At 62.8% G+C, this 11,815-nt stretch carries 12 protein-coding genes; 7 read left to right on the forward strand and 5 right to left on the reverse strand.

Annotation, left to right across the window (positions count from 1 at the left end):
* Positions 1 to 44: 44 nt before the first annotated feature.
* From MESCI2_RS0112470 to MESCI2_RS0112490, 5 genes are all read right to left on the reverse strand, one after another.
* Entirely contained in the window at positions 45 to 854 is an 810-nt protein-coding gene (locus MESCI2_RS0112470) for a formylmethanofuran dehydrogenase subunit C (RefSeq protein ID WP_027036894.1), read from the reverse strand.
* Entirely contained in the window at positions 851 to 1,759 is a 909-nt protein-coding gene (fhcD, locus tag MESCI2_RS0112475; protein WP_027036895.1) for a formylmethanofuran--tetrahydromethanopterin N-formyltransferase, read from the reverse strand. The genes MESCI2_RS0112470 and fhcD overlap by 4 nt, the downstream gene beginning before the upstream one ends.
* Positions 1,747 to 3,378 (reverse strand): formylmethanofuran dehydrogenase subunit A, encoded by a 1,632-nt coding sequence (locus MESCI2_RS0112480; RefSeq protein ID WP_027036896.1) that lies wholly within the window; start codon positions 3,376 to 3,378, stop codon positions 1,747 to 1,749. Before MESCI2_RS0112480 ends, fhcD begins: the two co-directional genes overlap by 13 nt.
* Positions 3,372 to 4,235 (reverse strand): tungsten formylmethanofuran dehydrogenase, encoded by an 864-nt coding sequence (locus MESCI2_RS0112485; RefSeq protein ID WP_245270310.1) that lies wholly within the window; start codon positions 4,233 to 4,235, stop codon positions 3,372 to 3,374. The genes MESCI2_RS0112480 and MESCI2_RS0112485 overlap by 7 nt, the downstream gene beginning before the upstream one ends.
* A 342-nt stretch (positions 4,236 to 4,577) precedes the next feature.
* Complete coding sequence (locus tag MESCI2_RS0112490; RefSeq protein ID WP_027036898.1) at positions 4,578 to 4,958, reverse strand: 4a-hydroxytetrahydrobiopterin dehydratase; 381 nt, start codon at positions 4,956 to 4,958, stop codon at positions 4,578 to 4,580.
* Positions 4,959 to 5,114: 156 nt separating this feature from the next.
* Between MESCI2_RS0112490 and MESCI2_RS0112495 the strand changes: the two genes are divergently transcribed.
* The 7 genes from MESCI2_RS0112495 (at position 5,115) to fae (ending at position 11,681) form a co-directional block, all read left to right on the forward strand.
* A complete protein-coding gene (locus tag MESCI2_RS0112495) occupies positions 5,115 to 6,086 on the forward strand; it encodes a beta-ribofuranosylaminobenzene 5'-phosphate synthase family protein (RefSeq protein ID WP_027036899.1) in 972 nt (323 codons plus the stop codon).
* A gap of 29 nt (positions 6,087 to 6,115) precedes the next feature.
* Positions 6,116 to 7,009, forward strand: coding sequence for an NAD(P)-dependent methylenetetrahydromethanopterin dehydrogenase (locus MESCI2_RS0112500; protein ID WP_027036900.1), 894 nt, complete (start codon positions 6,116 to 6,118; stop codon positions 7,007 to 7,009).
* Positions 7,010 to 7,022: 13 nt separating this feature from the next.
* Positions 7,023 to 8,117, forward strand: coding sequence for an ATP-grasp domain-containing protein (locus MESCI2_RS0112505; protein WP_050596546.1), 1,095 nt, complete (start codon positions 7,023 to 7,025; stop codon positions 8,115 to 8,117).
* The gene (gene mch / locus MESCI2_RS0112510) at positions 8,114 to 9,070 is read left to right on the forward strand and encodes a methenyltetrahydromethanopterin cyclohydrolase (protein WP_027036902.1); all 957 of its coding nucleotides are present in this window, start codon (positions 8,114 to 8,116) and stop codon (positions 9,068 to 9,070) included. The genes MESCI2_RS0112505 and mch overlap by 4 nt, the downstream gene beginning before the upstream one ends.
* A 135-nt stretch (positions 9,071 to 9,205) precedes the next feature.
* Entirely contained in the window at positions 9,206 to 10,153 is a 948-nt protein-coding gene (locus MESCI2_RS0112515; protein ID WP_027036903.1) for an ATP-grasp domain-containing protein, read from the forward strand.
* Positions 10,154 to 10,164: 11 nt separating this feature from the next.
* Complete coding sequence (locus MESCI2_RS0112520; RefSeq protein ID WP_027036904.1) at positions 10,165 to 11,025, forward strand: triphosphoribosyl-dephospho-CoA synthase; 861 nt, start codon at positions 10,165 to 10,167, stop codon at positions 11,023 to 11,025.
* Positions 11,026 to 11,174: 149 nt separating this feature from the next.
* A complete protein-coding gene (fae, locus tag MESCI2_RS0112525) occupies positions 11,175 to 11,681 on the forward strand; it encodes a formaldehyde-activating enzyme (protein WP_013532036.1) in 507 nt (168 codons plus the stop codon).
* Positions 11,682 to 11,815 lie beyond the last annotated feature (134 nt).

Below are 11,815 nucleotides of genomic sequence, written 5' to 3' on the forward strand. Positions count from 1 at the left end.
AGCACTTGCGTCCTGCCATCCTATGGTTCTTGTGTCGACGGATCTCAGCGCGGAAAAAGAACCTCGCCCATTCCGAGCACTGCGTTATCCCCGCCATATTTGCGCGGTGCGCTCCCCAGAAGCGGCCGTTTCAAAATGCCCTCGGCGATCAGATGACGATCGATGATGGCGGCGAAAACGCTCTCGGGTGCGCCACATTCGACGAAGCTCGGCGACATGCGTGCCGGCGTGCGATCGAGAAGGATCGAACCGCGACGCATCAGATAGCCGGGCATCTCGCCGGTGCCACCGGCCACCACCAAGGTGCCGGCGATCATGCGGCTGCCGGCGTGGTCGCCGGAGCCTTTCAGCACCGCGATCAGGCCGCGCCGCATGCGGTCCGCAGCGAAGGCGCCCGCCTTGCCCCTGACGATCAACACACCGCCGTTCATGCCGGCCAGTTCCCCGACGAGCGGCGCACCGAGGTGGTCGCCGGCATTGCCTGTTATCTCAAGCCTGCCGCCACGCATGCCGGAGCCGGCGTATGGACCCGCATTGCCTTCGATCATGAGCTTGCCACCGCGCATGGCGCGCCCGGCCTGGGCGCCGGCATTGCCATCGAGGCGGACCGACCCGCCCCGCATGCCTTGCGCCACAAGGTCAAGGCGCGTGCTTCCGCCTTCGAACACGATGCTTGTCGGATCGCTGCCGGCGACGCGAAAAATGTCGCCCACCTTCGATCCGTGCTTCGACATGCCGATCTGGATTCTTTCGACGTCGCGCCTTTCGATCCCGGCCAGCCGCTCCGGCGTCAGCGGCGACAGGTCAAGGCGCTCCGGCGGCTCGGCAACCAGGGTGAAGGTCAGCGCCTTCATGGCAGCATATCCTTCAGCGAGTAGATGAATTTCCCGAGCTTGCCGCCGTAATTGCCGGCGCTGATCCGAACCGCGCCTCTTTTCGGGCCGAGCTCTATGACAGCCTTGATGCCTGCCTTCATCGCGGCGGCAACTGCATCATTGGTTTCACCATCGATGACGATTTCCAGGACGGCGTTGATGTCGGGACCGAGCTCACTCGCGACGACGCCGCGCAGCGTTGGCGCGTAGGCTTCGTTGGCCGAAGCGATCATGCCTTTGTATTTGCCACCTATCTTGGAACCCGAACGGGCAATGCCGCCCGGAAACGGCACGATGGCGCCAGGCACCATGCCGATCGCAGCGACCGCGGCCTCGGCGGCGGCCAAAGCATTGGCGCTGTTTTGCGCCATGACAAAGAAATTGCCGCCACCGACAGCTTCCTTCGTCAGTCCGGTCGTTGCTTCGCACAGGAACTCGCCATCCATGACGGGAATACGCCAGAAATGCCTGTCGCCGATCTTCTTGGAGATTTGCCAGCCGTCGCCGAAATAACGCAGCGCCGAACCGAGCTTGAGCTCGGCGCTGCCTTGCAGCCCGGCAAAGCAGGCGGAACCCGGCGAGGTCAAAACGCACTGGCCGACACGATTGAGCAGTTGCTTCTGCAATTCGTCCGTTCCCATCGCGAAGATCATGACGCGGCAGCCCGGCCGGCCATCCGGTGTGGCCGAGGGCGGCAGGTCGAGATCGATTGCCGCTTCGCAGCCGCAACCGATCACCGAGGTGGCGAAGCCGGACATCGTGATCGCCGCCTGGCGAGCCCATTTCCGGCTCGGCGCGGTGATGACGATGGCGGTTGCGCGCATGCCGAAGGCTTCCGCGAAGGTATCGTCGATCGTCATCCCATTGACGCTCATGTTCGGCATGGCACCTCGCCGAATGGCTGTTCGCGCGCAATCGCGGAATCCGGAAAATTGAACCAGTCCAGCGACAGGCCGTAGCGCTGCTGGTGATAGTCCTCGAGCCGTCGCACCATTGCCTTGTCGACAGGCGGCTTGAGCCTCAATGCCTTGCCCCAGCGGTAATGGATGATTTCCCCGTCTTGCACGACGAGATCGCCATCCTTGAAAACATACGCCGCCCGTCCGAGCATTTTCGCGATACTGCGGTCCCTGCGATAGACAGCGATGTCTGCTGTTGCGCCGGCGCCGAGATGGCCTCGATCCGTCAAGCCGAGCAGCTTGGCCGGCGCCGCGCGCGTCATGATGGCGATTTCCTCGAACGTGTATTCGCGGTCGATTGCGGCCAGGGTAGAGAGCGCCAGGGCGGATCGTGAAAGTCCAGCGGTCATTTCGGCGCGCGCTTCCCGGCTCATCAGCAGTTCGAACAGCGCCGGATAAGCCGTAAAAGGTGCACCGTTGGGATGATCGGTGGTGAAGAACACACGCCAGGGATCGTCGATCAGGAGAAAAAGCTCGAGCCCGATCGCCCACTGCATCGTGCCGTAGAAGTCTTTGCCATAGCTGTAGGGCACGATGCCCCCGCCATTGCCGTCACCATCATGAATGACGGTCTTTTTCGGGTGCGCGCTGCCACGCGCCGAAAACTGCCGCATGACGTCGGAGGAGACCGTGACCGTCTGGCCGAACATGACCTGGCCGATATCGATAGTGACTTCCGGCGTCGCGTTGACCAGTTCGGCAAGCCGTGCGGCGGCAGAGGAAAACCCGCGTTTTCCTTCGGTGCCATAGCCATAGAACTGGAGGTGGGCGAGATGCAGCGGCAGCCCATCCGCCGCTGCGATCGTCGCAGCCGCCGTATCCGCCGATCCGGGGCTGCCCAGATTGTTGCAATGGACATGCAGGGGATGCGGCAGGCCAAGACTGTCGACGGCGGCCTGCAGCGTCTTGACGATCTTGCGCGAACTGACGCCATAGGAAGGCACGACATCGTCCAGCGAGAAGGTGCGGACGTTCTCCTTGAAGGCGGCCGCCGCACCGGCGTTGATCACCTTGACCCCAAGCGCTCGCGTCGAAGCGACCGTCCAGGCGACATAGTCCTCGATCATCGTCGAGGGGGCGTCGTCGCGGATCATCGACAACAGGAAATCGTCATTGCCGAGAATGGCGAGGGTTGCCTTGTCGATGATCGGGATGTCAGCCAGTTCGAGATGCGTGTGAAGCGCCGCTCCCGGCGACATCGCCGGCTCGACCACCGTCGTAAAGCCCATCTTTGCGTAGAGGCAGCCCGTCTGGAACGTCGACCAGCCGGCATTGGAGAGCGGCGTCATTGCTGGCCGCAGCTGATGGGCGGCATGCTGTTCGGGCAAGAGCAGCCGCGCGGTGTTCACATTGCCGCCGCCAATGTGGGAGTGGATGTCGATGGCGCCAGCCATCACGATGCAGCCGCTGGCTTCTATGGTCCGGTCGGCCGCCCCTCCCGCCGGCGCCGGGACGATCTTGTCGTCCTTGATCCAGAGGTCGCCTTTGCCGAGACGGCCGTTGACGGGATCGATGATGTCGCCGCCGGCGATTTTCGTCAGCATGGCAGTGGCTCGGCGAAAGCGTGGGTAGCGATCAGGCGGATGATCGTCGCGGCGGAGGGCAATTGCGAGGCCGCTTGCGCCTCGGTCGACCTGAGCGAGCCCGTGCGGCTGGAATAGACAACCGCATCGTGATCAAGCCCAGCCTCGCCGATGGCGATGGTGACTGCGGCACCGGCAACCGGCTCTTGCGTTTTCGTCAACGCAATCAGTGCCATGCGGCGCTTTTTTTCCTTCGGTTGGGCCGTTGCGGCGGAGATCCGCAGGTGCAGGTCGGCTTCGCCGGCAGCGATCATGCGCGCCACATCGCAGCGCCAGGGATCGAATTCCGGGAAGCCGCGCGCAAAGCCGGTGCGCAGCGGAAAACCTGTCATCCAGGCCGAGGCGAGCGTGCTACCCCAGCCGTTTTCGTTCGCCGGCAGATGAAGGCCGGATGCGCGCGAGTTGCGATTGAGATCGGCGATCAGTCCTTGCAGCATCTCCAATGCCAGGCCTTCGGCGGCGTGGCCTGAAAACAGGAACACGGGAAAACGCGCGGCCGCCAGAGCTTTGGCGAAATCATTGAAATTCGACACCGGTTGCGATGTACGCCGCCCTTTGTACTGTGCTCTCAGTGCCGCCAGCGTGGCGGCGAGGCTAGCTTGGCCACAGGAAAGTCGCGTTGCCTCGCGCCCGCCGTTCAGCGGCGGCACAGACATCCCGTTCGGGCCTACCACGAAGAACGCGCGCTGGTTCACGGTCGAGAGGTCGGGAACCGTCCCGGCGAGTTCGCCAACAAGACCATGATGGATCCGCGGGAGCTCGCCCACGATCACCACGACATCGGCACGCCGGCGCGTCTCTCCGGGGGCGACGGTCATTGCCCCCTTGTCCGTAAAAAGCGCAGTCTCCCGGGCAAGTGCCGCGCCATCGGCATGGTCGTATGCCGCGCCAGCCCTCTCAGCCAGCGCGATCGCCGCCCTCGTGCCGTCTATATCCGTATCAAAGCTGAAAACCGGGCACCGACTTGACGACAGTAGCGACGCGGCATGCGCAGCCGCGCGCTCAATCAGCGCTTCCCGGTTGCCGATCCAAGCAACCGCCATTCGCTAAACTACTTTCTGGTGCCGGCCCGATCCTAGACGAAACTGGATTGGCCGTGAACCCCACCTCGCAGCGGATCAGCGAATGTTTTCATACGCGTCAACAAATTCCGACCCTGCCTAGTCATATTTGACATAAGCGAAGCGTTGATCGGTCAGCGGAGTGCCCTCCAGTGCCCCGCCTTCCTTGGCCGGCTGCCACTGGACAACATCCTCGATCTTTTTCGCCAACTCGAAATCCTTGTCGGTAATGCCTTTCGCCGCGTGGTTCATCAGGCGCACCTCGACCCAGGCATAGGAGGCGGTGATATCGGGATGGTGCCACGCCGCCTCGGCGAGATGGCCAACCGTGTTGATGACCATCAGCGTCGATTTCCAGCTGTGGGTCTTGTATTTGCGCCGGATCCAGCCGTTTTCGTAGCGCCATTTTGGCAGCTCCTTCTCAAGCCGCTCGGCGATCTCGGCTTCCGAATAGACCTTTTCCTTGACTGTCTCGTTCATCTCGACCTCCGCGAATTGCTCGGTCTGTCTACACGCCGGAGCCAGCAAACACCTGGATGCATTCTCTTTGGCTTGCCCCATCGACGAAAACAGTTATCATGGTACCGGGCACCTAAACTTCCATGATGCATCCATGATGCACCCATCGGGGGGCAGATGTCGAATTCTGTTACCATACGAGTGCCCGCTCGCCTGCACCTTGGCTTCCTTGATCTCAATGGCGATGCCGGACGGCGGTTCGGCAGCGTCGGGCTTCCATTGAGCGAACCCGAAACCGTCGTCACCCTGTCGCGGTCCGGCGAAACCATCGTCGAAGGCTCCGAGAGCACCCGCGCCAGCGAGCATCTGTCGACGCTCTGCAAGCATCTCGGCATTCGCGGCCAGCACCATCTGGTGGTCGAGCAGTCGATCCCCAGTCATGCGGGTCTGGGGTCCGGCACGCAGATCGCCCTTGCCGTCGCCTCGGCGTTGCGCACTCTCCACAATTTGCCTCTGGACATCGCCGGCGATGCGAGCCTGCTCGAGCGGGGCGGCCGATCCGGCATCGGCATCGCAAGTTTCGAAGACGGCGGCGTCATAGTCGACGCCGGCAAGAACGACCGCGGCGGAACGCCTCCGGTCGTCGCGCGGCTGCCGTTTCCGGAAGAGTGGCGCGTCATCCTTATCCTCGACCATTCCGGGCATGGACTGCATGGCGCTGCCGAGGTCGCGGCGTTTCGTTCGCTGCCGCCATTCCCAACGGCAGGCAGTGGGGAGATCTGCCGGAGGGTGCTGATGGGCATTATGCCGGCTTTGGTCGAGCGGGACCTTCCGGCATTCGGCGCCGCCGTCACCGCGATACAGATGCTGATCGGCAGCCATTTCGCCCCGGCGCAGGGCGGCGTGTTCACCTCGAAGCGGGTCGAGACGGCGGCCCACCGTCTCAATGAAGCAGGCGCCGTCGGCATCGGCCAGAGTTCCTGGGGGCCGACAGGCTTTGCCTTCGCGCCATCGCATGATTCCGCACTCAAGTTTGTCGACGCGGTTCGGAGGACAGCAACTGAGGACGGCCTTGAGATCAAGATCGTCAAGGGCAGGAACTCCGGCGCGAAGATCAGCTCAACCAGGCTGAATCTCGTCGGCAGCTGACGCTCCCGTTTCAGGCAGAAAGGCAAGAAATGGCCCGCAAACACATCCTGCACATGCTGACACCGTTGAAGCAGATGAGCCCCTTCGACGTGAACATGGCGCTCGACGCAGGTTTCGACGCGGTCGTCCCCTATGTCGATGTAAGCCTCGCCGAAGTGACAGGCCTGGTCCAGGACGCGATCTTTTCGCGCCCGCCGGATGCGGGTGTCGACACCGGCATCTTCATCGCCGGGAAGGACGCCTCGTTGGCGCTCGACATGTTCGACGCCGCGAAGAAGGCGATGGTGCCGCCTTTCCAGGTTTCGGTGTTTGCCGATCCGGCCGGCTCGTTCACCACGGCCGCGGCGATGGTGGCCAAGGTCGAAAAGGCGCTGGAGAAGAAATTCCAGCGTGCGCTCAGGGATACGAGGGTGGCTGTTTTCGGTGCCACCGGCGTCGTCGGCTTCTGCACCGCCGTCATCGCGGCAGGGGAAGGTGCCCGGGTCACACTTGTCGGCCATGACGGCATCGAGAGGGTCAAGCAGATCGCTGCCGAGATCGAAAGCAGATTCAACATCATCGTCGATGCCGCTGACGGATCGAGCGACGCACGCAAGACAAAGCTGGTCGAGGCAAACGAAATTATCCTGGCTTGCGCCAAAGCTGGCGTCCAGGTGGTCTCCAAAGCCCAGTTGAAAGGCAATGACCTGCTTATTGCGGCCGACGTCAATGCCGTTCCCCCGGCCGGTATCGAAGGATTGGCCGTCAATGCCAATGGTGATCCACTCGAAGCGGCAAAAGCTGTCGGCATTGGTCCGCTTGCCATTGGCAATGTCAAATATAAGGTCGAATTCGGTCTCTTCAAAAGAATGATCGAATCCGAAAAGACGATCACGCTCGGTTTTCAGGAAGCCTTTTCCCTTGCACGCGAGATTGCCAAGTAACGCCGGATCTCTCTTGATCGCGGCAATTTCAGGCCGGGCGCTGGCCGCCGCCGCGCGCCGCGCCGGCTATCGTCCGCTAGTTGCCGATTTCTTTTGCGATACGGACACCGTAGCGCTCGCAGAACGCGCGACGATGTTGCCGGGCGACCTGCAGGGAGGCATCGATGGCGAGCGCATCGTCGACACGCTTCGGCGATTGGCTGGAGACGACCTGCCGGTCGCCATTATCCTGGGCTCTGGGTTTGAGCGGATGCCTGAGACCGTGGACGAGATCGCACGACACTTTCCGCTCGCAGGCAATGGCGGCGCCGCGATCCGCAGGATCAAGGATCCGCAGTTGCTGGCCGATGACTGCACCGAACTCGGTATCCCGCATCCGCAATTGCGATGGGACCAGCCGCCTGATCCGGAGAACTGGGTGGTCAAGACCGCGGGCGGCGCCGGCGGTGGGCACGTCAGACGGGCTGCCGGCGAAAGCCCGACCACCGGCCGCTACTTCCAGCGTTTCGTTGCCGGACGCAGCATCTCGGCCCTGTTCGTCGGCAATGGCCAAACCGCGCACGTCGCGGGCTTCAGCCAACAATGGACATCCCCCTCCCCGGCAGCGCCCTATCGCTACGGCGGCGCCGTGCGGTTGAGACGCTTCGATCGCAGACAGGCGGCGGTTATCGGCGGTTGGCTCTCAAGTCTGACGCGACGCGCCGGCCTGGTCGGATTGTGCAGCGCCGATCTCATCCGCGGGCCGGATGGCTACACGTTCATCGAGATCAATCCGAGGCCGGGCGCCACCCTCGACATTTTCGACGATGTCGACGCGCCACTGATCGAAGCGCATCTGCGCGCCGCGACGGGTCACGTCTTCCGCTTGCCGCGCTTCCTCGATTCGATGGCGTCGATGGTGACCTACGCCGCGACGCCAATCACTCACTTTCCGTCGATTGCCTGGCCTGAATGGACCGCGGACCAACAGTCGGCCGGCACCCGTCTGATTGCCGGCGACCCTGTCTGCACGGTCTTCGCGCGCGGGCCGAGCGTCCAATCGACCAAGCGGCTCATCAAGGGACAAGCCAGCCAATTGCAACTCCAATGGGAAGGAGACCGGACATGAAAGACGGTTCGGCATTCCTGAACGACAATGCACAGCGCATCGTTGACGGCATGATCGGCGACGCCGAACGCCTGCGTATCGTCGTTTCCAGGGGGCCATTGGGCGAACGCCTGATCGATGCCGGCGCCAAGACCGTCGGCAGCGTCGAAGCCGGGCTGCGCATGGCTGAGGCTGCGATGGGCGGTCTCGGCAGCGTTTCGGTGTTCATGGATCGCGCGTCACAGCAATGGCCGTTCACCGTCGAAGCGCGATCGTCGCAGCCGGTGCTAGCCTGCCTGGGCAGCCAATATGCGGGCTGGAACCTGTCTGGCCAGGACTATTTCGCCATGGGATCTGGACCGGCGCGGGCCCTCGCCCGTGTCGAACCGCTGTTCGAGACACTTTCCTATCGCGACATCGCATCGTCCGCGGTGCTTATCCTGGAGACGGCCGAACCGCCTCCCCGCGCGATCGTTGAGAAAGTCGGCAAGGCAACTGGACTGGCGACGGAGAAGCTCACCTTCCTCTATGCGCCGACACAAAGTCTTGCCGGCGGCGTGCAGATCGTTGCGCGCGCGCTCGAGGTTGCCCTGCACAAGATCAACGATCTCAAATTCCCGCTGGAGAACGTTGTCGACGGCATCGGAACGGCGCCGATCCCCGCCCCCCATCCGGACTTCCTGACCGCCATGGGCCGAACCAACGATGCCATCATCTATGGCGGCAGCGTCCAGCTCTTCGTGAAAGGATCGGCGAAAGAGGCTGGCAAACTCGCGGAAAAACTTCCCAGCAGCGCCTCACGGGACTACGGCCAACCCTTCGCCGAGATCTTCACGCGGTTCAAGGGCGATTTCTATGCCATCGACCCGCTGCTGTTCAGCCCGGCCGAAGTGATCGTGACAGCGATCGAAACCGGCGATACGTTTCGCGCCGGTCGGCGTGATCTGAAGATGCTCGAACGGAGTCTCGGCTAAGAGGATGGCGGTGCCAAGGGATTCGTCCGTCATTCGCCTGCCCGACGACTGCATTTCGTGCAGCCCGGTCGCGGACGCGGCCATTGGGGCGCGGAATCGCTCGCGCCTCCGAGGTTCCCGTACCCGAGGCGCCACATGATCCCTCGCATCCTGATCGTCAGCGACAAAGTGGACACTGGCTCGAACGGCCTGTCGGCAGCGCTTGGTCGGCGGGGCGCGGCCGTTGCAGCCGTGCCGTTGGCGGCGATCGCATTCGACACAAGCAGCCCGAGCGGACTTTCGATCCCCGGCTTCGGCGGCACGTTGCCCGACGCCGTGCTCGTTCGTTCGATTGCCGCCGGATCGTTCGAAGCGGTTACCCGGCGCCTCGGCGTGCTGCACGCGTTAAGCAGACTGTCGGTTCCCGTGTGGAATTCCGCGCAGGCGATCGAGCGCTGCGTCGACAAGTCGATGACGACATTCCTCTTGAAAAATGCCGACCTGCCTACGCCACGCACCTTTGCTGTAGAAGGACTTGCCGTCGCCGAGGAGGTCGCGGCGCAAGAGCTTCCGCGGGGACCGCTGGTGCTGAAACCATTGTTTGGGGCGCAAGGCCGCGGGATAAAGCTGATCCGCACGCTCTCGGACCTGCCGGCCGCAGAAGAGGTGAACAGCGTCTACTACCTTCAGCAATATGTGTCGCGTGCCGGTCCGCCCTTCCGGGATTTCCGCGTCTTTGTCTGCGCCGGCGAGACCGTGGCGATGATGAGCCGCATCAGCGACGACTGGATCACGAACGTCAACCGGGGTGGCGTGCCGGAACAGGTTTCCGAACATGGCAAGGCGGAACTGGCATCGCTGGCTGTCGCTGCGTCAGCCGCGGTCGGCGCGGATTTTGCCGGCGTGGACATCGTGCGGGCTGAAGACGGCAATCTGTTCATACTCGAAGTGAACAGCATGCCCGCCTGGTCGGGATTGCAATCGGTGGTCGCCGTGAACATCGCCGAGGCAATCGCCGATGCCTTGCTGAAACTCCTGACCGACCGCGCCGAAGCGGCCGCCGCGCCGCGGCCCTACCGTTTTGCCGCGCCTGCGAATTCGTGAGGGCCGCTGGGGTGGCGCTTTCGCGTGAATACCTCCGGGCCAGCTACAAGGATGCCTGCAGGATGGAGATCGAAGCCCTCAAACCGGGCAACGTCCATCTGTTCGCCGACGGACACGGCATGTCCGCCGCCCAGTTCATGACAAGTGCGGAGGTTTCTTCCGGGCCGCTGACCGATCCTCGTCTGCCGGTCGGACAGCGCATGCTGGAGGCGGTGCAAGCGACACGACTGGCGGTCGCAACCAATACCAATCTCGGAATCATCCTTCTCACAGGACCTCTGATATGCGCCGCCGAAATGGGTGGTGACAGACTGCAAGACAATCTCGACTCGCTGCTTCGGGCTTTGAGCGTGCAGGATACCAAGGCGGTATTCGAGGCGATCGTCACGGCCGCGCCAGGCGGCCTCGGAGAAGCCGCCAACGATGTGCGGCAGGAGCCGAAGGTTCATTTGCTGGACGCGATGCGGGAGGCCGCCGACCGCGACACGATCGCCCGCCAGTACGGCAACTGTTTCGGCGACGTGTTCGGGGTCGGGCTCGCCGCGCTGGATGGAGCGTTGGCACGCGAAGAAACCGGCATGTGGCCGACGGTATTCGCCTACATGGCGTTTCTCGCCGGCTTCCCCGACAGCCATGTGATGCGCAAGCACGGCGTTGACGTCGCAAATCAGGCGCGGCAGGAAGCCGTTGCCGTTCAGGCGGCGCTCCATGCCGAGAGCGACGAGCCATCGCGCATTCGTCTGCTCATGGAGTTCGACCGCCGGCTGAAGGCCGACAACATCAACCCCGGCACCTCGGCCGACCTCACCGTGGCTACTCTTTTAGTCCACACCCTCGCCCTCACCTTGCATAATCGCGGCGTTGGTGCTTGACTTCCAAAAGCGGAAGCTGTGCTTCCGCGGCTATCTAGCCAACCGGTCCGGGCAAATCCGGACGCTGCCAACAAGGATAGCTGTCCATCGAGCGCCTGCTCGGTTGCAGCGTCCGTGGACATCATAATTGTGTCTTGGAGGAAATTGGCATGGCAAAAATCTCAAAGGTTATGGTCGGTGAATCGCTGGTGGGAGACGGCAACGAAGTCGCGCATGTCGACCTGCTCATCGGCCCGCGGGGGAGCGCGGTCGAAACGGCATTTTGCAACGCGCTTACCAACAACAAGGACGGCTTTACTTCGCTTTTGGCGGTGATCGCGCCCAATCTTCAATGCAAACCCAACACCGTGATGTTCAACAAGGTCACGATCAAGGGCGCCAAACAGGCGGTCCAGATGTTCGGCCCGGCACAGCACGCCGTGGCAAAGGCCGTGCAGGACAGCGTTGCGGACGGGACCATTCCGGCCAACGAAGCAGACGACGTGTTCATCTGCGTCGGGGTGTTCATCCATTGGGACGCGGCGGACGACGCCAAGATCCAGAAATACAATTACGAGGCGACAAAGGAAGCTATCCAGCGCGCCGTTGCAGGAACCCCGACCGCCGCCGAAGCAACGGCCCAGCGCGACAAGGTCAAGCATCCGTTCGCAGCCTAGACAAGAGACAGCCCCGCACAGGAAAAACCCTCTTCTGAGACGGATGGTCTGTTGCGCCGGCTGAAAAAAGTTCTGGGCTTTTGAAACGTCACCTCCCGAAGGGCGCACGTCCTTCGGGAGTCGACGAGCAACGA

This window comes from Mesorhizobium ciceri WSM4083 (assembly GCF_000519305.1).
Lineage (GTDB): Bacteria > Pseudomonadota > Alphaproteobacteria > Rhizobiales > Rhizobiaceae > Mesorhizobium > Mesorhizobium ciceri_B.

Bases quoted from the DNA above. Each gene is read 5' to 3' on its own strand.
- MESCI2_RS0112470 (WP_027036894.1), bottom strand. From the start codon at position 854: ATGAAGGCGCTGACCTTCACCCTGGTTGCCGAGCCGCCGGAGCGCCTT.
- fhcD (WP_027036895.1), bottom strand. From the start codon at position 1,759: ATGCCGAACATGAGCGTCAATGGGATGACGATCGACGATACCTTCGCG.
- MESCI2_RS0112480 (WP_027036896.1), bottom strand. From the start codon at position 3,378: ATGCTGACGAAAATCGCCGGCGGCGACATCATCGATCCCGTCAACGGC.
- MESCI2_RS0112485 (WP_245270310.1), bottom strand. From the start codon at position 4,235: ATGACCGTCGCCCCCGGAGAGACGCGCCGGCGTGCCGATGTCGTGGTG.
- MESCI2_RS0112490 (WP_027036898.1), bottom strand. From the start codon at position 4,958: ATGAACGAGACAGTCAAGGAAAAGGTCTATTCGGAAGCCGAGATCGCC.
- MESCI2_RS0112495 (WP_027036899.1), top strand. From the start codon at position 5,115: ATGTCGAATTCTGTTACCATACGAGTGCCCGCTCGCCTGCACCTTGGC.
- MESCI2_RS0112500 (WP_027036900.1), top strand. From the start codon at position 6,116: ATGGCCCGCAAACACATCCTGCACATGCTGACACCGTTGAAGCAGATG.
- mch (WP_027036902.1), top strand. From the start codon at position 8,114: ATGAAAGACGGTTCGGCATTCCTGAACGACAATGCACAGCGCATCGTT.
- MESCI2_RS0112515 (WP_027036903.1), top strand. From the start codon at position 9,206: ATGATCCCTCGCATCCTGATCGTCAGCGACAAAGTGGACACTGGCTCG.
- fae (WP_013532036.1), top strand. From the start codon at position 11,175: ATGGCAAAAATCTCAAAGGTTATGGTCGGTGAATCGCTGGTGGGAGAC.